This is a genomic window from Mesorhizobium sp. B2-3-4, from assembly GCF_006442315.1.
GTDB lineage: Bacteria > Pseudomonadota > Alphaproteobacteria > Rhizobiales > Rhizobiaceae > Mesorhizobium.
In genome coordinates this window covers 520,315-539,235 of the sequence record NZ_VFVY01000002.1, presented here as the reverse complement: position 1 = coordinate 539,235, position 18,921 = coordinate 520,315, and the positions used below count along the sequence as shown (strand labels likewise).

Annotated in this window: 15 protein-coding genes; 8 read left to right on the top strand and 7 right to left on the bottom strand. The window is 64.9% G+C overall.

The genetic code is table 11. The annotated features are described in order from the left end of the window. Positions 1–73: 73 nt before the first annotated feature. Positions 74–2,128, top strand: a complete 2,055-nt coding sequence (locus FJ967_RS06145; protein ID WP_140730799.1) for a bifunctional aldolase/short-chain dehydrogenase — start codon at positions 74–76, stop codon at positions 2,126–2,128. A 5-nt stretch (positions 2,129–2,133) separates the two neighbouring features. Then, positions 2,134–2,622, top strand: coding sequence for a GNAT family N-acetyltransferase (locus FJ967_RS06140; RefSeq protein WP_140730798.1), 489 nt, complete (start codon positions 2,134–2,136; stop codon positions 2,620–2,622). A 67-nt stretch (positions 2,623–2,689) separates the two neighbouring features. Here the strand turns inward: FJ967_RS06140 and FJ967_RS06135 are convergent, their stop codons facing one another. The 3 genes from FJ967_RS06135 to FJ967_RS06125 form a co-directional block, all read right to left on the bottom strand. Further along, entirely contained in the window at positions 2,690–3,739 is a 1,050-nt protein-coding gene (locus FJ967_RS06135; protein ID WP_140730797.1) for a substrate-binding domain-containing protein, read from the bottom strand. Between the two features lie 48 nt (positions 3,740–3,787). Then, positions 3,788–4,783: an ABC transporter permease gene (locus FJ967_RS06130; RefSeq protein WP_140730796.1), complete on the bottom strand. Its 996-nt coding sequence runs from the start codon at positions 4,781–4,783 to the stop codon at positions 3,788–3,790. Between the two features lie 78 nt (positions 4,784–4,861). Next, on the bottom strand, positions 4,862–6,373 hold the full coding sequence (locus FJ967_RS06125) for a sugar ABC transporter ATP-binding protein (RefSeq protein WP_140730795.1): 1,512 nt from the start codon (positions 6,371–6,373) through the stop codon (positions 4,862–4,864). Between the two features lie 137 nt (positions 6,374–6,510). Between FJ967_RS06125 and mtnK the strand changes: the two genes are divergently transcribed. Then, complete coding sequence (mtnK, locus tag FJ967_RS06120; protein ID WP_140730794.1) at positions 6,511–7,785, top strand: S-methyl-5-thioribose kinase; 1,275 nt, start codon at positions 6,511–6,513, stop codon at positions 7,783–7,785. Next, on the top strand, positions 7,782–8,876 hold the full coding sequence (mtnA, locus tag FJ967_RS06115) for an S-methyl-5-thioribose-1-phosphate isomerase (RefSeq protein WP_140730793.1): 1,095 nt from the start codon (positions 7,782–7,784) through the stop codon (positions 8,874–8,876). The genes mtnK and mtnA overlap by 4 nt, the downstream gene beginning before the upstream one ends. A gap of 30 nt (positions 8,877–8,906) precedes the next feature. Here the strand turns inward: mtnA and FJ967_RS06110 are convergent, their stop codons facing one another. From FJ967_RS06110 to nanR, 4 genes are all read right to left on the bottom strand, one after another. Continuing rightward, positions 8,907–9,701 carry a TIM barrel protein gene (locus FJ967_RS06110; RefSeq protein WP_246675186.1) on the bottom strand — a complete coding sequence of 265 codons (795 nt, stop codon included), beginning with the start codon at positions 9,699–9,701 and terminating at the stop codon, positions 8,907–8,909. Between the two features lie 60 nt (positions 9,702–9,761). Then, positions 9,762–10,607: a phosphogluconate dehydrogenase C-terminal domain-containing protein gene (locus FJ967_RS06105; RefSeq protein ID WP_140730791.1), complete on the bottom strand. Its 846-nt coding sequence runs from the start codon at positions 10,605–10,607 to the stop codon at positions 9,762–9,764. 43 nt (positions 10,608–10,650) lie between these two features. Further along, entirely contained in the window at positions 10,651–11,916 is a 1,266-nt protein-coding gene (locus FJ967_RS06100) for a RuBisCO large subunit C-terminal-like domain-containing protein (protein ID WP_140730790.1), read from the bottom strand. A 102-nt stretch (positions 11,917–12,018) separates the two neighbouring features. Beyond that, the gene (gene nanR, locus FJ967_RS06095; protein WP_140730789.1) at positions 12,019–12,732 is read right to left on the bottom strand and encodes a transcriptional regulator NanR; all 714 of its coding nucleotides are present in this window, start codon (positions 12,730–12,732) and stop codon (positions 12,019–12,021) included. Between the two features lie 365 nt (positions 12,733–13,097). Here nanR and FJ967_RS06090 point away from each other — a divergent pair, with 365 nt between their 5' ends. From FJ967_RS06090 to FJ967_RS06075, 4 genes are all read left to right on the top strand, one after another. Next, positions 13,098–14,120 (top strand): ABC transporter substrate-binding protein, encoded by a 1,023-nt coding sequence (locus tag FJ967_RS06090; protein WP_140730788.1) that lies wholly within the window; start codon positions 13,098–13,100, stop codon positions 14,118–14,120. 75 nt (positions 14,121–14,195) lie between these two features. Then, positions 14,196–16,667: an ATP-binding cassette domain-containing protein gene (locus FJ967_RS06085; protein WP_140730787.1), complete on the top strand. Its 2,472-nt coding sequence runs from the start codon at positions 14,196–14,198 to the stop codon at positions 16,665–16,667. After that, positions 16,664–17,698, top strand: coding sequence for an ABC transporter permease (locus FJ967_RS06080; RefSeq protein ID WP_140730786.1), 1,035 nt, complete (start codon positions 16,664–16,666; stop codon positions 17,696–17,698). Before FJ967_RS06085 ends, FJ967_RS06080 begins: the two co-directional genes overlap by 4 nt. A 107-nt stretch (positions 17,699–17,805) precedes the next feature. Next, a complete protein-coding gene (locus FJ967_RS06075; protein WP_140730785.1) occupies positions 17,806–18,633 on the top strand; it encodes a phosphogluconate dehydrogenase C-terminal domain-containing protein in 828 nt (275 codons plus the stop codon). The last annotated feature ends 288 nt before the right edge of the window (positions 18,634–18,921 follow it).

Below are 18,921 nucleotides of genomic sequence, written 5' to 3'. Positions count from 1 at the left end.
CCGACGCATTGTCATCAAGGCGTCGCGGCATTCCTGTTTCACCATCAAAAGACAGCAACTGGACGAAGCGAACATGAAGAATTTGTGGAACGACGACGTGGCCGAAAAACTCGTTGCCGACTACGCCAAGAAAGGTATCGGCCGCGACCTCGCCTTGCGTGTCTACACGACGCGGCTGCTCGGCGGCGTGCCCCAGCTGGTGCTGCACGGCGGCGGCAACACCTCCTGCAAGATCAAGGCGACCGACCTCGTCGGCGATGAGTGGGACGTGCTGTGCGTCAAGGGCAGCGGCTGGGACATGGCCGTCATCGAGCCGCAGGGCCTGCCCGCCGTGAAGATGGGCGCCCTGCTCAAGGCGCGTAAGCTGGACAAGCTTTCGGACGAGGACATGGTGGCGCTGCAGCGGGCGAACCTCATCGATCCCTCCTCGCCCAACCCGTCGGTCGAGACGCTGCTGCACGCCTTCCTGCCGCACAAATTCGTCGACCACACCCATTCGACCGCGATCCTTGCCATTGTCGACCAGGAGGACTCGAAGCCGCTGGTAGCCAAGGTGTTCGGGGCCAAGATGGGTTATGTGCCCTACATCATGCCGGGCTTCGACCTCGCCAAGGCGGCGGCCGACGTCTTCGACGCCGACCCTACCGTCGACGGCCTGATCCTTGACAAACACGGTATCTTCACCTTCGGCGACGACGCCAGGCAGGCCTATGACCGGATGATCCACTATGTGAACGTCGCCGAGGATTATGTCGCCAAGCATGCCAAGCCGGCAGCGACGAAGGCGGCGTTACCGGCAAAGCTCGCGACGCCGGGAGCGATCTCGCCCATGCTGCGCGGCGCTGTCGCGGCGCCACGCGGCGAAGGCCGCTTCGACCGAATGATCAGCGACTTCCGCACCTCCGACGCGATCGTGGATTTCATCAACTCCGCCGAGATCGCCGACCTTGCGGGGCGTGGCGTCTCGACGCCGGACCTGTCGATCCGCATCAAGACCGGCCCGATGGCGGTGCCGGCGCCCGACGCCGACAAGGCCGGCGACTACAAGGCTGTCATCAAGAGCCATGTCGACGCCTTCGCCGGCGACTACCGCGCCTACTTCGAGACCAATGACGCGCTCGACGACGTCAAGCGCACCATGCTTGATCCGATGCCGCGGCTCACACTGGTTCCAGGCCTCGGCATGTTCGGCCATGGGCGCACGCTGAAGGATGCCAGGATCGCCTCCGATGTCGGCGAGATGTGGATCGAGGCCGTGCGCGGCGCCGAGGCCGTCGGCCACTTCCATCCGCTGTCCAAGGCCGACCTGTTCCCGCTCGAATACTGGTCGCTGGAACAGGCCAAGCTCGCTTCGAACAAGCCGAAGCCGTTGACCGGCCAGGTTGTGCTGGTCACGGGTGGCGCGGGCGCGATCGGCGCCGCGACCGCCAAGCTGTTTGCCGACAATGGCGCTCATGCCGTCGTCGTCGATCTCGACGGCGAGAAGGCGGCAGACGCGGCGAAGAAAGCCGGCAACAACTCGATCGGCGTCGGCGCCGACATTACCAACCCGGCGCAGGTGCGCGCAGCCTTCGACAGAGCGGTCGCCGTGTTCGGCGGCGTCGACATACTGGTGTCCAATGCGGGTGCCGCCTGGGAAGGACGGATCGGCGAACTCGACGACGCGCTGCTGCGAAAGAGTTTCGAGCTCAACTTCTTCGCCCATCAGTCGGCGGCGCAGAACGCGGTGCGCATCATGCTGGAACAAGGCACCGGTGGCGCGCTGCTGTTCAACACCTCCAAGCAGGCGATCAATCCCGGCCCGAAATTCGGCGCCTACGGCATACCGAAGGCGGCAACGCTGTTCCTGTCCAGGCAGTACGCGCTCGACTACGGCGCGTACGGCATCCGCTCGAACGCGGTCAACGCCGACCGCATCCGCTCGGGGCTTTTGACGGACGCCATGATCGCCAGCCGTTCGGGCGCGCGTGGCGTATCGGAGAAGGAGTACATGTCCGGCAACCTGCTCGGCCAGGAAGTGACGGCGCAGGACGTGGCGCAGGCCTTCCTGCATCACGCGCTGGCCGACCGCACGACCGCCGATGTGACGACGGTCGACGGCGGCAACATCGCGGCGGCGCTGCGGTAGCGGTCATGAATGCGGCAGCGCCCGGCGAGAAGGTGTCCGGCGGCCTTGAGATCAAGGCTGTCCAGGCCGCCGACTTGCCTGCGCTGGCCGCTCTCTACCAGCACCTCAACCCCGGTGATGCTGTCGTGTCACCGCAAGAGGCAGAGACTATCCTCGAACGGCTTGCAGCCTATCCGGGCAGTGTCGTGCTTGGCGGCTGGCATGGCGGCGAACTGGTGGCGTCCTGCACGCTTATCGTGATTCCCAACCTGACCAGAGGCGGGATGTCCTACGCGCTGATCGAGAATGTGGTGACAGCCGCGTCCCGCCGCAAACGCGGCTTCGGCCGCGCACTCCTGGAACGCGCGGTCTCGATCGCGTGGGAGCATGGCTGCTACAAGGCCATGCTGCTCACCGGCTCGACCGAGCCGGCGACACTTGCCTTCTATCGAGGCGCCGGATTCGAGCAGAACAAGACCGGCTTCCAAGTCAGGCGGCTGGCTGCGAGGCCCTGATATCGGCCCCATGTCATAAAAAGGGCCCCGCGAACGGCGAGGCCCTCTTTATCTTGGATAACCGCGCCTACTTCGCGTTCGGGTTCGGCATCCAGGCCGGCATGGCGACATCGGCATGGGCGAACTGCGGCAGCTTGGCCGACAGGTCTTCCATGTTCTTGATGTCCTTGTCGATCAGTTCCTTCTGCGTGATCAGGGTCGGCGGCACGATGACGTTGTGGCCGGGATCTTCACCGGCGAGCAACTGCGCCAGGGCGCGTACCGAGACCTGGCCGACGACGGCCGGGTTGGTGGCGGCGGTCGCCGCCCAGGCGCTGTCGGGCTCGCGCATCGCCGCGATGTCGGAGGTCGAGATGTCCGCCGAATAGATCTTGATCTTCTTGTTCAGGCCGGCTTCATCGACGGCGATCTTCACACCCTTGGCGAACTCGTCATAGGGGGCGAACATCACGTTGATGTCGGGATGGGCCGACAGCACCGAGCGTGCCTGGTTGGCGACGGAGTTGGCGATCGGATTGTCGAGCGTGCCGAACATCGCGACTTCCTTGATGCCGGCATACTTCTTCTTGACGTCGACCCAGGTCTCGTTGCGGCGGTCGAGCGGGGCAATGCCGGCGACATAGACATAGCCGGCGTTCCAGCTTTCGCCATTGTCCTTGACGGCCTGTTCGAGGGCGAGGCGGGCAAGGTCCTTGTCCGACTGTTCGATCTGCGGGATCTTGGGGTTTTCGACATTGACGTCGAAAGCCACCACCTTGATGCCGGCATCGACGGCGCGCTGGGCGGCATCCTTCATCGATTCCGTCAGGCCGTGCTGGATGATGATGCCCTGCACGCCGAGCGCGATGGCCTGGTCGACCATGTCGGATTGAAGGGCGGCGTCCTGGCGGCTGTCGAGCACGCGCAGGTCGATGCCGAGCGCCTTCGACTGCGCCTCGACGCCCGAGAGATAGGCCTGGAAGAAGTCGCCAGTCGAGAGATAGCGCACCAGCGCGATCTTGACGCCGGGCTTGTCGAACGGCGCCGGCTTGTCAGCGGCAAATGCGCCCGGCATCAGCATGGTTGCGCCGGCCAGCCCGAGCGCCACTTTCCCCAGAAGTCTTCTTGTGATGTTCACCTTGTTTTCCTCCACTCTTGTTGAGCCCAAAATCCTATCCGGCCGAAACTATCTCCGGCCCCTGCCCGAAAGGGCAAAGGTGAAGACAAGGGCGACGACCAGAACCACGCCCTTGACGAAATCCTGCGTGTAGTAAGGCGCGTTCATCATCGTCAGGCCCTGCAGCAAGATGCCGACGAACAGCGCGCCGACGGCGGTACCAAAGGCGTTCGGCTTGGCGCCGCCGAGCACCGCGTAGCCGATCAGCGCCGCGGCGACCGCATCGAGCAGCAGATTATTACCCGAGGCGATGTCGCCGCGTCCAAGCCGGGCGGCGAGCAAAATGCCGCCGATCGAGGCAAAAACTCCTGAAATAACGTAGGCCCAGATCTTGTATGCCTTGACAGGCGCGCCGGCGAGCTCGGCGGCGCGCTCGTTGGAGCCGACGGCATACATCATGCGCCCGAAGCGCGTGTATTCGAGGAAGAACCAGATCAGCAGCGCCAGCACCAGAAGCACGACCACCGACACCGGAATGAGGTTCGGGATGAAGAAATCGAAGCGGTGGCGGCCGAGCGCCAGGAAGGCGTCGGAGAACTTGCCGTTGGCGACCGAGCCATCGGGCATGGTCATGCCGGTGGCGATCGAGCGGCCTTCGGTCGGGATGCGCTGCAGGCCGACCAGCAGGAACATCATGCCGAGCGTCGCCAGGAGATCGGGCACGCGCATGTAGACGATCAGCCAGCCATTGATCAGGCCGACGAGGGCGCCGATCAGCAGGCAAGCGATGACCGCCACGAGCGCATTCTGCTCCAGCACCACCATAACATAGGCCGCCGCCATCATGGCCGAGGTCGCGACCGAGCCGATCGACAGGTCGAAGCCGCCGACAACCAGGGTGGCGGTGACGCCGAGCGCCAGCACGCCGGTGATGGCAACCGACTGGAAGATGAAGACAGCACTTTGCGGCGACACGAACCCGTCGGCGGCGATCGCGAAATAGGCGACCAGTCCCAACAGCAGCACGATGAACCCATAGCGGATGGCATAGTCGCGCAACGTCATTCAGCGCACCCCGGCGCCGCTGCCGTCTTTACCCAACTCGAACCCATGGTCTCTCCATTCCAATTCCATCGACCGCGCTCAGGCAGCGCTGTGCAGCGGTCCGCCGGCGACCTCGGCCAACAGGCGGTCGAGGTCGATATCGGCATTGCGGTGTTCGCCGACGATCGTGTGCTCCGACATCACCAGGATGCGGTCCGCCGTCTCCAGCGCTTCGTCGAGTTCGGTGACGAACACAAGCGTGGCGCGGCCATTAGCGCTTGCCCTCAGCTTGGCGGCGATATCGCGCCTCGCCGAAATGTCGACGCCCTGGAACGGCTCGTCGAGGATGAACAGCGCGGCGCTCTGCGCCATCCAGCGGGCGACCATGACCTTCTGCTGATTGCCGCCTGACAGCGCCGACATCTCATCCTTCTCGGAGCGGCAGACAATGCCCAGTTCCTCGATCTGCCGGCGCGCGGTGGCGCGTTCGAGACGGCGTTTCAGCACGCTCAGGCTAGACATGCGCCTGAGGAAGGGCAGGCTGACATTGCGCTCGATGTTGAAGCCGCCGACGATGCCGCTGGTCGCGCGATCCTTGGCGACCAGGAACACGCCTGCTGCGATGGCGTCGCCCGCCGAGCGCGGCGCGTAAGGCTTGCCGTTCATCGTCATGGCGCCGGCGAGCGGCCGGCGCACGCCGAACAGCGTTTCGGCAAGGGCTGTCTTACCGACGCCGACGAGGCCTGTGACGGCGACGATCTCGCCATCGCCAAGCGTCAGCGAGATCGGCCTGGCACCCTGCGCGATGCGCAGGCCGTCGACGGTCAGGACCGCCTTGGCCGAACTCCTGACGACGATCCGGTCGAGATGGACCTTGCGGCCGAGCATGGCGTTGACCGCGCCTTCATAGTCGAGCGGCTTGGCATCGAAGGCGCCCGAGACGACGCCGTCGCGCATCGACACGATGCGGTCGGCGAGCCGCCTGATGTCGGACATGCGGTGCGAGATATAGAGGATCGCCACGCCCTGCTCGCGCAGCCGGTCGACCAGCGCGAACAGACGGTCGGCCTCGACACTGGAGAGCGAGGACGTCGGCTCGTCGAGGATCAACACTTTCGGCTGGTGGGCGAGCGCACGGGCGATCGCCACCATCTGGCGGTCGGCCAGCGAAAGGTCGCTGACCCGCGCCTTCAAATCGATGGCCAGTCCCATGCGGTCGGCGACCGCCTTAGCCTCGCGGCGCACGCGGGCGGGATTGAACAGGGTCGGCACGCCCCGGCCGCTCAGCCGGTCGAGCGTGAGATTGGTCGCAACGTCGAGGTCGGCGACGACACCGTCATTGATGTTCTGGTGCACGGTGACGACGCCGGCGCGGATCGCCTCCGCCGGCGTGTTCGGCGCAAAATCCTGACCGGCCAGCGTCATGGTGCCGCCACCGCGCTCGTAGACACCGCTGACGATCTTGACCAGGGTGGATTTGCCGGCGCCGTTGGCGCCCATCAGCACGGTCACTTCACCGGAATGCAGTTCGAGCGAGATGCCGCCAAGCACCTCGTTGCGGCCAAAGGATTTCCTCAGTCCCTCTACGCGGAACACGGCATTGCCGACCATGCGTTCCTCCCTGACGATGACGCTATGGTCAATATCGGCAATTGTCAACACGATTGACAATTGCCAGACAGCTTCCTAGCTTGGCCCCGCCGCTCAGGCTCCCTTATGATCGGAGCCGATAGGCGGGAGGGACAGGGATGACTGAGAAATTGCCGTTCGAAGCACTGTCGGTGGAGACGCTCGCAACGCGCCTCGGCACGAACGAGGCGCTGTGCGCCAAGATCGGCAAGGACACTGGCGCCTGGAAGGTCCGCGAGGTCGGCGACGGCAATTTGAACCTGGTGTTCATCGTCGAAGGCGCCAATGGCGGCGCCATCGTCAAGCAGGCCCTGCCCTATGTCCGCCTCGTCGGCGACAGCTGGCCGCTGCCGCTCAAACGCTCCTTCTTCGAGTACCACGCGCTGACCCGGCAAGAGCGCAGGGCGCCCGGCTCGGTGCCGGCGATCTATCATTTCGACGAAGGGCAGGCGCTGATCATCATGGAATATCTGGCGCCGCCGCACATCATCCTGCGGCGGGCCCTGATCGAGGGCCGGCAACTGCCCAACATCGCCAGGGATATCGGCCTGTTCATGGCCCGCACCCTGTTCCGCGGCTCGGACCTGTCGATGGTGGCCCGGGAGCGCAAGGCCGACCTTGCGCTGTTCGCCGACAATGTCGAGCTTTGCGACATCACCGAGAATCTGGTTTTTTCCGATCCCTATTTCGATGCCAAACTGAACCGGCATACATCGCCGCAACTCGATGCCCTCGTCGCCGAACTGCGCGCCGACCGCGACCTCAAGGTGGAGGCGCAGCGGCTGAAACACATCTTCGCCGCCAATGCCGAGACCCTGCTGCATGGCGACCTGCATTCCGGCTCGATCATGGTCACCGACACCGAGACCCGGATGATCGATCCGGAGTTCGCCTTCTATGGCCCGATGGCCTTCGATGTCGGCATGTTGCTCGCCAATTTCTGGATGTCCTTCTTCTCGCAAAGCGGGCACGAGCAGAAAGGCAGCCGCGACGCCATGCGCGCCTACCTGCTCGATGTCACGACAGAGACCTGGGCGGTGTTCCGCGCCGAATTCTCCGTGTTGTGGCGCACCGAGCGCACCGGCATGCTCTACCAGAAAAGCCTGTTCGAGGTTCAGGGCGACAGGCTGGGCTCCGAGCAGGCGCTGGACAATGTGCTGCACCAGATCTGGGACGATCTGCTCGGCTTCGCCGGCATCGAAGTGCACCGGCGCATCCTTGGGCTCGCCCACAACGCCGATTTCGAGACCATTGCCGATGCGGATGTGCGCGCCGCCTGCGAGGCGAAGGCGCTGAAATTCGGCCGTCACATCGCCGTCAACCGGCGCCAGATACACAGCATCGACGAGGTCAACCATCTCGCCGCGCTGATCGAACAGGAGAAGAGCATTTGAACGTCGGCGACCGCCACTACCGGACCATCTGGCTGAGCGACGACGGTCGCTCGGTGGAGATCATCGACCAGCGCTGGCTGCCGCATGAATTCCGCATCGAGACGCTCGGTACGGTCGCCGCCATCGCCATCGCGATCCGCGACATGTGGGTGCGCGGCGCACCGCTGATAGGCGTCACCGCGGCCTATGGCGTCGCCATGCAGATGGCCGTCGATCCTTCCGACGCAGCCCTCGACGACGTCTGGGAAAAACTGCACGAGACGCGGCCGACGGCGATCAACCTGCGCTGGGCGCTGGACGAGATGCGGCGTTTCCTCAAGCCATTGCCAACGGCACAACGCGCCGCGGCCGCCTATGAGCGCGCCAGCGCGATCGCCGACGAGGATGTCGGGCTCAATCGCGCCATTGGCGAGAACGGGCTGGAAATCATCAAGCAGATCGCGGCGCGCAAGCAGCCGGGCGAGACGGTCAATATCCTCACCCACTGCAATGCCGGCTGGCTGGCGACGGTCGACTACGGCACGGCCACGTCACCGATCTATCTCGCCGTCGAAGCCGGCATTCCCGTCCATGTCTATGTCGACGAGACCCGCCCGCGCAATCAGGGCGCCCAGCTCACTGCCTGGGAAATGGCTGGCCACGGCGTGCCGCATACGCTGATCGTCGACAATGCCGGCGGCCATCTGATGCAGCATGGCGCGGTCGACATGGTCATCGTCGGCACCGACCGCACGACGGCCGATGGCGATGTCTGCAACAAGATCGGCACCTATCTCAAGGCGCTCGCCGCCGCCGACAACGACGTGCCGTTCTATGTCGCACTGCCCTCGCCGACCATCGACTGGACGGTGGGTGACGGTCTTGCCGAAATCCCGATCGAGGAGCGCTCGAGCGACGAGGTCTCGCTGGTCTGGGGCAAGACATCAGACGGCAGAATTGCACAGGTGCGCGTCTCGCCCGAGGCAACGCCGGCGGCAAACCCGGCTTTCGACGTGACGCCGGCACGGCTGGTCACCGGTCTGATCACCGAGCGCGGCGTCGCCAAGGCATCGCGCGAGGGGCTGAAGGCGATGTTCCCCGAGCGGGGATAGGCGCCTGCCCGGGGCCTGCTCGAACTCGGCTCAAGCCATGCCGCTCGCCGCGGCCTCCAGCGCGTTGACGAAGGTCAGCGAACGCTTGAGCGTGTCTCGAATAACAGCGAGACCGACAGGTGCAGATCCGCGCTGGGGATCGCCGCGCCCCGGGCGTTCCAGCCGCAAGGGCAGTTCGATGCTGGCCGGCATCGTGGCGGGCAGCATCGCCCAATAGGATGCATAGTCGACGGAGCCGTCGCCGACGGCGCAGAACACCCATCCCGTACCGGTGCTGACGACATCCTTCAGATGCGCATGGCCGACCACGTCGATGGCATCGGCGATATCTTGCGCGGGCTGCAGCGTCTCGCCGCTATAGGTGAAGATGTTGCCGGCATCGTGGTTCATGCGGACATGCCGCGATCCGATTTCCCTGACGAAGCCGGCCCCCGACCGCGCGCCGCCGAGCAAATCACCGCTGCCGTGTCCGGGGTTCTCGAGCGCCAGGACGATGCCGGCCTGTTCCAGGCTTGGCAGAGCGGCGTCGATCGTCGCGCGGATGGCGGCCCGGTTTACCGCCGGACCGGCATTGGTGATCAGGAAAGAAGCGCCGAGACCGGCGGCAAAGCCGATGCGCCGGGACAATGCGCCGATCGCATCCGGCCCCGACAGGTCGAGATGGGCCGACACGGCGTTGATGCCCAGTCCGGCATTTCGCGCCGTCCGGCGCAGCTTCAATGCCGACGCCTCGCTGAACATATGCTCGTCGAAATCGACATAGCCACGGATGAAGGCCGGCTCGACATGGGTGGCACCCGCTTGCGCAATCTCCTCGACGGCCAACTCCAGGGGATAGCCGTCGAAGAGCGCGGTCGATACCGATAGGATGCGCGAAGGCAGGACTCAGGCTCCCTTGCCGTAAACGATGAGTTCGGAGGCTTCCTTGACCTTGGCCGGCGAGAGCGCTTCGCGCCAATCGTCGCGAACCACGACGCCCTTGGCGAAGCGCATCAGGCGCAGCGCTGCATCGGACGGCACTTTCGGCGAGAAGCCGAACCACATGGCGATCTCGACGTTCAGATGGCCGATCAGGAAGTCGAGCGCAGCTTGCCTTGGGATGCCGTATTTGCGCTCGCACTCCTCGACCGCCTCGACCATGGTGTCGACGAAAGGCATGGCGACCATTTCGGACAGGCCTGGCTCAAGGATCGCCAGTTGCTCGACCGTGACGCGGTGACTGTCGATGATCGGCGACCACATCGCCTTGCACACTTCTTCGCCAAGCGCGTAGTCTTCTTCCGGGCCCTGCATGAGGGCGCAGACGATCGACTGCCTGGCGATGCCGCCATGATAGTCGCGACGCGCGGCCCACTCCGTCTCCTCGCCAAACAAGGGCGGATGGCAGGGATGGCCGACGAAATAGGTGAGATCCGGCCGGTCCTTCGGCAGGTCACCGGCATAGGGTGCGGCCGCATCCAGAACGAGGATCATGGTGCCCTTGGCCAGCATCGGCGAGATCTGCCGCGTCACCTCTCCGATGATATTGTCCGGCAAAGCCATCACCACGACCCTGGCGCCGGGAATGCCCTCCTCCATGGCGACGGCGGCGATGCCGGCCTCGGCCAAACGCTTGCGGCCCGCCTCGCCGACCTCGACGGCGCGCAAATCATAGCCCGCCCCGATCAGCTTGCCGGTCACGCGGAAGCCCATCTTCCCGCCGGCCCCAAGCACCGCTACGGATATCGTCATTTTCTTCTCCCGTTCCATGGTGATGGCGCGCCTTGGCGCCGGTTCAGCCGAACGTCAGCAGCGCGGCTTCGAGTTCAGGATGCGTGGCGGCATAGGCGCGCGCCGGAATGCCGGCGGCCGCGGCTTCGAAAGCGTCATGCAGGCTTCGAACGCCGGCGGCCGGACCGCCGGGATGCGCCATGATCCCGCCGCCGCAGCAATAGATGAAATCGCTTGAGCCGAGCCTTGCATAGGTCTCGCCCGCCTGGACCGCGGTCTGCCCGGAAGAAAACACCGGCATCACCGTATCGGGACGGTCGGCCCGGCCGAACATCGGGGTGAGGCAGGCATGGGCGGAGGCCATCACCGAATCGTCGGGCTCGCAGAATTTGTTGGACAGCCCGTTGACATGCATGTGGTCGATGCCGGCCAGGCGCCAGAATTTCTGGTAGGCGAGATAGCTGATACCGAGATCAGGCGAGCGGCTGTAGAGGCCCCAGCCGGCCCGGTGGCCATGCAGCGCAACGCCGGAATGACGGCGCATCTCGATGATGCCGGACAGGCCGACGGAATTCAGGACCAGCATAGCGCAGGTGCCGCCACGGCGCTCGATCAGGTCAAGCTGACGGCGCATGGCGTCGATGTCCCCGGAAATGTTGGCCGCGTACATCACGTTGCGCCCGGTCCTGTCAGCGTGCCGGTCTATGACAGCCATGACCGCTTCGAACCGGTGGCCGAACGGGGAATGCGGGGGATCTCCCATCAGTTCGTCGTCCTTGATGAAATCGAGGCCGGACGAAATCAGCGTGTCGGCAAGTGCGGCCGTCTCGTCCGGCGAGAGGCCGACGCTCGGCTTTACGATGGTGCCGATCAGCGGCCGCCCTTCGACGCCGGTCAGACGGCGCGTCCCTTCAACAGCGAAAGCCGGCCCCGGATAGGCTTCCGTGAAGACATCGGGGAAGCTGACGTCGAGCAGACGCATGGCCGAGAAATGATGCAGTTCGAACAGATTGCCGAGAACCGTCGACCAGACCGAGGCCAGCACGGTGCCGGTGTTCTCGATGTTCCAGGAAAGACCCACCTTGGCCCGGCGCGGCCTGACGGCGGCCGCATCTGCGGGCGCGCGTGAAAACGGAAGGGCCTCGCCGTCAGCCTCGCCAATATCCTCGATGAATTCGACCCTGGCGCCGAACCTGCGCAGCAATTCGGGCGTTTCGCCAGGTATCGGGCGGAACGTGCCGCTCGATTGCTCGCCCGCCATCGCGGCGGCGGCAATTGCCACGGGATAGCGGGTTTCGATCAGATAGGTGGCGCGCAGTCGACCGGTCAATGCAGGGTTTCCGGTTGGGATGATCTTCGAGGTGGCGAGCGATAGCACCAAAAAGATATCATGTCATCACATGAGTTTTCTCGGGCAAAAAATTTTTCGTCGTCAGCCTCCGCTGCCGCCGGCCAGTTTCGAATAGAGTTCGTTGGCGCGGCCAATATGATCGGCCATGGCGGCGGCGGCGCCTTCCGCATCGCCGCCGGCAATCGCCTTGTAGATGCGCTCGTGTTCCTCGACCGTCAGGCGCTCGGCGCCTTTCATGGCCACGAGATCGCGCTTGAAGCGGGACAGCCATTCGAGCATGCCCTTGGCCACCGCCGCGATCATCGAATTGCCGCTCATCTCCGCGATGACGGCGTGGAACTCCATGTCGGCGGTTACAAATCGCGCCTGGTCGCCCTTGGCGTCGCGCAGGTGGCGCAAGGTCTCGGCAAGCCGCTCTAGGCTCTTGGCCGTGGCGCGCCGCGTGGCGATCCGGACCAGGCCGGTTTCCAGCAAGAGCCTGACTTCCTTGAGTTCTTCCAGGCCGCGCGAGTTCGTCGCCAGCATCATGACCATCGCCGCGGAGACCTGGTCGACGATCACCTCGGGGGTCGGATTGATGACGCGCGCCCGTTCGCCATGCGAAATCCGGATGAGCCCCATCTGCTGCAGCGTCAGCATCGCCTCGCGGATCGACGGCCTGCCGACGCCGATCATCGTCATCAGTTCCTTTTCAGACGGCAATTGCGAACCTGGGGGAAACTCGGACGTCGAGATTGCCGCCATCAGCCGGTCGAGGACCTCGACATACAGTTTCTTCTTCTGGACCGGTTCCATCCGCATCTCCGTCATTCCTCTTCGGCATATCGAAGCGAGTCGCGCCGGCAAACAAGCCCCGCTCGACAATTGACATTACATATATGATGACCTAACGTCCACCGGCGATTGGCGCCACGAACCCGTTGGGCAAAGCTGCCGAAGCCACCGGAACCAACCCAGGCCCGACTGGACAGGGGCAAGGAGAGACGCGGCCGGAAGGTCGCATTTCGTTCCCGACGACCGATCGAACGAGTTCCGCTATCGGCTTGCCTATTTGGTATGCTGGTATAACATGTAAATGGTATGGCATCTTTCGGAAGAGACGCTATAAGGGAATGGCAGACAACCGACCGTGTTGGGCGGTCTTTTGGGAGGAGATATCCATGAAGTTTGCAATTGTGGCGGCGTTTGCCGCCGCCGCGCTGGCCGGCGTTTCGGTTCTGCCGGCGATGGCATCGTCGGACAAGCCGGTGATCGCGCTCGCCAACGCCTATTACGGCAACACCTGGCGCCACCAGATGGTGGAGGCTTTCGAGGCATCGGCCAAGGAAGCCAAGGCGGGTGGCCAGATCGCCGACTACATCATCATGAACGGCGACGGCTCGGTGGCGCAGCAGAACAGCCAGATCGCCGAGCTGATCCTCAAGAAGGTCGACGTGCTCGCTGTCGACGCCGCCTCAGAAACTGCGGTCAACGGCATCATCGAGAAGGCCTGTGCCGCCGGCATCATCGTCGTTTCCTTCGATTCGGTTGCTTCGGCGCCCTGCAACTACCAGCTCAACTTCGACTTCAAGGGCTACAAGGCGGCCCAGGCCGAAGCCGTCTTCAAGATGATCGGCGGCAAGGGCAATGTCATCCAGGTGCGTGGCGTGAAGGGCTCGGCGCCCGACAATGACATGTTCAACGCGCAGCAGTCGGTGCTGGCCAAATATCCCGACATCAAGGTCGTCGCCACCGTCTACGGCCAGGCCACCGCCTCGGTCGCGCAGGCGGCGATCGCCAACGTCCTGCCCTCGCTGCCGCATGTCGACGCCGTGCTCGGCCAGGGCGGCAGCGACGATGTCGGCATTGCCCAGGCCTTCGTCCAGTATGGCGGCGACTATGCCGGCAAGATGCCGATCATCGAGGGCGGCGGCGGCACCGACTTCGTCAAATGGTGGGCCGAGGAGAATGCCAAGAACGGCTATCAGACCGTGTCGATGAACACCACGCCGGGCATTGGCGGGGCGGCGTTCTGGCTCGGCCTGTCGCTGGTCAAGGGCGCCAAGGCGCCCAAGATGATGATCATGCCGGTGGCGACCGTCGATGCCAGCAACCTCAAGGAGTATGCAAAGCTGCCGGGCGGCCAGATCATCAGCCCCAGCTATTCGCTCGACTGGGTCAAGCAGAACCTGCTCAGCAAGTAAGTCGCGAATGCCCAAAGGACCGGGCGCCGCCAAACGGCCGCGCCCGGTCCTTGCCCGTACAGAAACGGAGGACGAATGTCCCATCTTGCCGTAGCCGACCCGGAAGGTGCCGCCACGATGCCGGCCGTACGGCCAGACGTCGTCTCGCTGGCCAAGATCACCAAGAGTTTCGGGCCGACCTTGGCAAATGCGGAGATCGACCTCGCCGTCTCGTCCGGTGACATCATCGGCCTGGTCGGCGGCAACGGCGCCGGCAAGTCGACGCTGATGCGCATCCTGTGCGGAGCGACGTCGCCGACGCTGGGCTCGATTTCGTTCGCTGGCCAGAGCGTAAATTTCGTAGACTACGACACGGCGGAGGCGCAGCGGCGCGGCATTCGCATGGTGCACCAGGAACTGTCGCTGTGCGCCAACCTTTCCGTCGCCGAGAACTTCTTTCTGGAGACGCCGGGCGACGCGGTCAACCGGCCTGGCTGGCGGGCACTCTACCGGGCGCGAGCCCGTGCGGCGCTTGACGCCGTCTTTCCCGCCAACGGCATCGATGTGAATGCCGAAGTCGGCCACCTCTCCATCGCCGAGCGGCAGATGGTCGAGATCGCACGCGCCGCGGCCACGCCCGGCGTCAAGCTGATCGTGCTCGACGAGCCGACCTCCTCGCTCGACCTCGACCGCTCCAGGCAGTTGCGGACCTTTATCCGCGAGCGGGCCAGATCCGGCCTCGCCTTCATCTTCATCAGCCACAAGCTGCAGGAAATCATCGACATCGCCACGCAGGTGATGGTGCTGCGCAATGGCCGCGCCGCCTGGCGCGGCGACGCCGCCGACACCTCGATCGGCCGGCTGGTGCAACTCATGGGCGGCGACGCCAACTCAATCCACCAGCACAGCGCCGCCACGCAGAGCAGCGGCGAGACGCTGGTCAAGCTGTCCGGCTTCCTGACGGCAGGGCTCGGCCACGACATCGCGATCGGCCGCGGCGAGATCATCGGACTGGCTGGGCTCGAGGGTAGCGGCCAGAAGGAGCTGCTGCACGCCATCTTCGAACCGGATACCGCCAGGGATGCCGCCGTCGCCAGAAGCGTTGACGCCGGCTTCATCGCCGGCGACCGCCAGAAGGAAGGCGTGTTCCCGCTGTGGAGCGTGCTTGGAAACATCAGCATCGGCAGCCTTGCCCGCCGTCCGGCACTGGGCCTGGTTTCGGAGCGCGCCAACCGCGACACCGCGGCCGATGCTGCCGGCCGGCTGCGGCTCGACGACAAACGCTTCGGCTCCAACATCCTCGAACTCAGCGGCGGCAACCAGCAGAAGGCGCTGGTCGCCCGTGCCCTCGTCGCCGACACGCCGATCCTGTTGCTCGACGATCCGACGCGCGGCGTCGACATCGCCACCAAGCAGGACTTCTACAGGCTCTGCAACGACATCGCGCGCGGCGGACGCACGCTGGTCTGGCACACGACCGAAGATGCCGAGCTTCTGGCCTGCGACCGCGTGCTGGTGTTTTCGGGCGGACGTATCGTCAAGGAGCTGAGTGGCGAAGCGATCACGGAATCGGCCGTCGTCGGCGCATCCTTCGCCCAGCAGGCAGACGCCGGCGTCGGTTCCGGGCACCGCGCCAGCGGCGTCGGACTTGCCCGCCGGCTGGTCAACGCGGCGCCCTTCATCGGCCTCGCCGCCGTGCTGGCGGTAATGATCTCGGCCAACCCGGCGGTCGCCTCGATCTTCGGGCTCGACCTGCTCTTGATGCCGGCGCTGTCGCTGGTGCTGGTAACGGCGGCGCAGATGTTCATCGTGGGCGGCAGCGAGATCGATCTTGGCGTCGGCGCCTTTGCCGGCCTGGTCAGCGTGCTCTCCGCCACGCTGCTCTATGACCAGCCATGGCTCGGCGCGCTGGCGCTGGCGGCGGCGGTCGCCGCCTATGCCGGGCTCGGCGGCCTGATCCAGGCACGCAAGATCCCGGCCATCGTCGTCACGCTCGGCGCCTCCTTCATCTGGATGGGATTGGGCTATGCGCTGCAGCCGACGCCGGGCGGCGCCAGCCCCGAATGGCTGTCGGCGATGTTCAACTGGTCGCTTGGCTTCCTGCCCACTTCCATCATCCTCATCGCCGCGGTCGCGCTGGTGGTGTTCGTGATCGACCGGCTGCCGCTCGGCGTGGTGCTGCGCGGCTTCGGCAACAATCCGACCGCCATGATCCGCTCCGGCTGGTCGCCGACGCGCTATGCGCTGGTGCGCTACCTCGTTGCCGGGCTGTTCGCGGCCGCCGCCGGTCTGTCGCTGACAGCGATCAACACGGCAAGCGACATCAATTCCGGCAGTTCATTCACGCTGCTCAGCGTCGCCGCCGTGGTGATGGGCGGCTGCTCGCTGCTGGGCGGTGTCATTTCTCCGGTCGGCGCCATCGCGGGTGCGGTCACCTTGTCGTTGATCGGCGCCCTGCTCGGCACGCTGAATGTGAGCAGCGATTTCAACGCCGCAACGCAAGGGCTGGTGCTCATCGCCCTGCTGACGTTGCGCAGCCTGACCGCCGACCGCAGGAGCGAACAATGAACGGCGCCGCCGCCTTCAGCCTCTGGGCGCAGAAGAACCGCTGGGTGTGGTCGGCCATCGGCGTGCTGGTGCTCTGGCTGGTGCTGTCGGTGGTCACCAACCGCTTCAGCCTCTCAAGTCTTTCGGGCATCATGCTGTCGGCCTCGTTCCTGACAGTCGTGGGCATCGGCCAGATGTTCGTCGTCACCACCGGGCGCGGCAACATCGACCTTTCCGTGGCCTCGGTGATCACGCTCAGCGCCTTCGTGGCGCTGCTCACCATCAAGGGGCAGGACGCCAACCTCGCCATCGGCGTCGGGGCGGCGATCCTGCTCGGCCTTGCGGTCGGCGCGCTGAACTCGCTGCTCGTCGTCGGACTGAACATACCGGCCATCATCGCGACGCTGGCGACAGGCTATGTGCTGGCGACGGCAACGCTGCTGTCGAACCGCGCCATATCGGGTTTCGCCGTCAGTCCGTTGCTGAAGACACTGGCGACGGGCCGCGTCTCCGGCGTGCCGATCATGGCGGTCATTGCCATTGCCGGCGTGGCCGTAACCGCCTTCGTGCTGCGCTACACGGTGTTCGGACAATTGCTGTCGGCGGTCGGCCAGAACCGCACCGCGGCGCGGCTGGCGGCGATCCGCAACAACCGGGTCATCGCTTCGGCCTTCATCATCTCGTCGGTGCTGGCTTCGCTGAACGGACTGCTGCTCGGCGCCTATATAGGCGGCGCCTTCCTCGAAATGGGCCAGCCCTACCTCCTGCAGTCGATCGCCGCGGTGGTGCTGGGCGGAACGCTGATCTTCGGAGGCTCGGCAAGTGCCGTCGGCACGCTGTTCGCCAGCATCCTTTTGATCCTGATCGTCACCACCATGCAGATCGTCGGCCTGCCGCCGGGCGCGCAGGACATCGTGCAAGGCATCGTCGTCATCTTCGTTCTGGCACTGGCCGGCCGGCAGGTGCTGTCGCGGCGAGCCGCCGTCAACGGCGCGGGCGACGCCGACGCGGTGAAACCCGAGACTGGCGGGATCGCGATCCGGCCGGAATGACAAAGCGGTGACGATTTCTCTTGCCAAGTCATGGTAGAGTGATCATACCAGTAGACAAGGTGACGATTGGTCAGACCGTCGTCCAAGGACCAGGGAGCAAGGGCTAGATGACGACGATCGCGCTGTTCGGTGCCGGCGGCAAAATGGGCTACCGCCTTTCCACCAATTTCCGCGGCTCGCCCTATACGATCCGCCATGTCGAGGTCAGCGAGGCCGGCCGTGAGCGACTGAAGACCGGGTTGGGCTTCGACACGGTCGGTGCCGACGAGGCGCTGGAAGGCGCCGACGTGGTGATCCTGGCCGTGCCGGACACCCATATCGGCAAGGTCGCGGCAGGCATCGAGAGCAAGCTCGCGCCGGGCACGATGGTCATCGTGCTCGACGCCGCCGCGCCGTTCGCCGGCCATTTGCCAGACCGTCCCGACCTGACCTACTTCGTCACCCATCCCTGCCATCCGCCGATCTTCAACGACGAGACCGACATGGCGGCAAAGAAGGACTATTTCGGCGGCGTCAAAGCCAAGCAGCACATGGTCAGCGCGCTGATGCAGGGACCGGAAGCCGACTACGCCAAGGGCGAGGCCATCGCCAAGATCATCTGGGCGCCGGTCATGCGCTCGCACCGCGTCTCCGTCGAACAGATGGCATTGCTCGAGCCCGGCCTTTCGGAAACCGTGTGCGCCTCGCTGCTGGTCGTCATGAAGGAAGCAGTCGACGAGGTTGTGGCGCGCGGCGTCGACCAGCAGGCGGCGCTCGACTTCCTGCTTGGCCACATGAACGTGCTCGGCGCCGTCATCTTCGGCGAAACCAAGGGCGTGTTCTCGGATGCCTGCAACAAAGCGATCGAATTCGGCAAGCCGGTGCTGATGCGCGACGACTGGAAGCGCGTCTTCGAGCCCGAAGAGATCGCGGCCAGCATTCAGCGCATCACCTGAGAGCGAAAGCGTTTCCCTTCCGCTCCCGTGGCAGAAGGCACGGCCCTCTCAGGTACATATCACCTGAATTTGTGGTTGACTCATTATACCAGTTGGCTAAGCTGTTTCCGGCTCGTACCGGGCACGCTTCGCTGGAAATTCGAAGCCGTGACGAGTGGAGGATGGCGGGGAACGGGAGCGCGGATCGGCTCTGAAGAGGCCGATCGACGGCTTGAGCCGAAGTGGTCCGCATTCTCCGCGGCCTGACGAATTCAGACGCAGACAGCGGCCTTGATCGATCGAGGCATT

Excerpts from the sequence above, each read along its gene's own strand:
- FJ967_RS06140 (WP_140730798.1), top strand. The coding sequence starts at position 2,134 with ATGAATGCGGCAGCGCCCGGCGAGAAGGTGTCCGGCGGCCTTGAGATC.
- mtnK (WP_140730794.1), top strand. The coding sequence starts at position 6,511 with ATGACTGAGAAATTGCCGTTCGAAGCACTGTCGGTGGAGACGCTCGCA.
- FJ967_RS06075 (WP_140730785.1), top strand. The coding sequence starts at position 17,806 with ATGACGACGATCGCGCTGTTCGGTGCCGGCGGCAAAATGGGCTACCGC.
- FJ967_RS06080 (WP_140730786.1), top strand. The coding sequence starts at position 16,664 with ATGAACGGCGCCGCCGCCTTCAGCCTCTGGGCGCAGAAGAACCGCTGG.
- FJ967_RS06105 (WP_140730791.1), bottom strand. The coding sequence starts at position 10,607 with ATGACGATATCCGTAGCGGTGCTTGGGGCCGGCGGGAAGATGGGCTTC.
- nanR (WP_140730789.1), bottom strand. The coding sequence starts at position 12,732 with ATGGAACCGGTCCAGAAGAAGAAACTGTATGTCGAGGTCCTCGACCGG.
- FJ967_RS06085 (WP_140730787.1), top strand. The coding sequence starts at position 14,196 with ATGTCCCATCTTGCCGTAGCCGACCCGGAAGGTGCCGCCACGATGCCG.
- FJ967_RS06125 (WP_140730795.1), bottom strand. The coding sequence starts at position 6,373 with ATGGTCGGCAATGCCGTGTTCCGCGTAGAGGGACTGAGGAAATCCTTT.
- FJ967_RS06090 (WP_140730788.1), top strand. The coding sequence starts at position 13,098 with ATGAAGTTTGCAATTGTGGCGGCGTTTGCCGCCGCCGCGCTGGCCGGC.
- FJ967_RS06130 (WP_140730796.1), bottom strand. The coding sequence starts at position 4,783 with ATGACGTTGCGCGACTATGCCATCCGCTATGGGTTCATCGTGCTGCTG.
- FJ967_RS06145 (WP_140730799.1), top strand. The coding sequence starts at position 74 with ATGAAGAATTTGTGGAACGACGACGTGGCCGAAAAACTCGTTGCCGAC.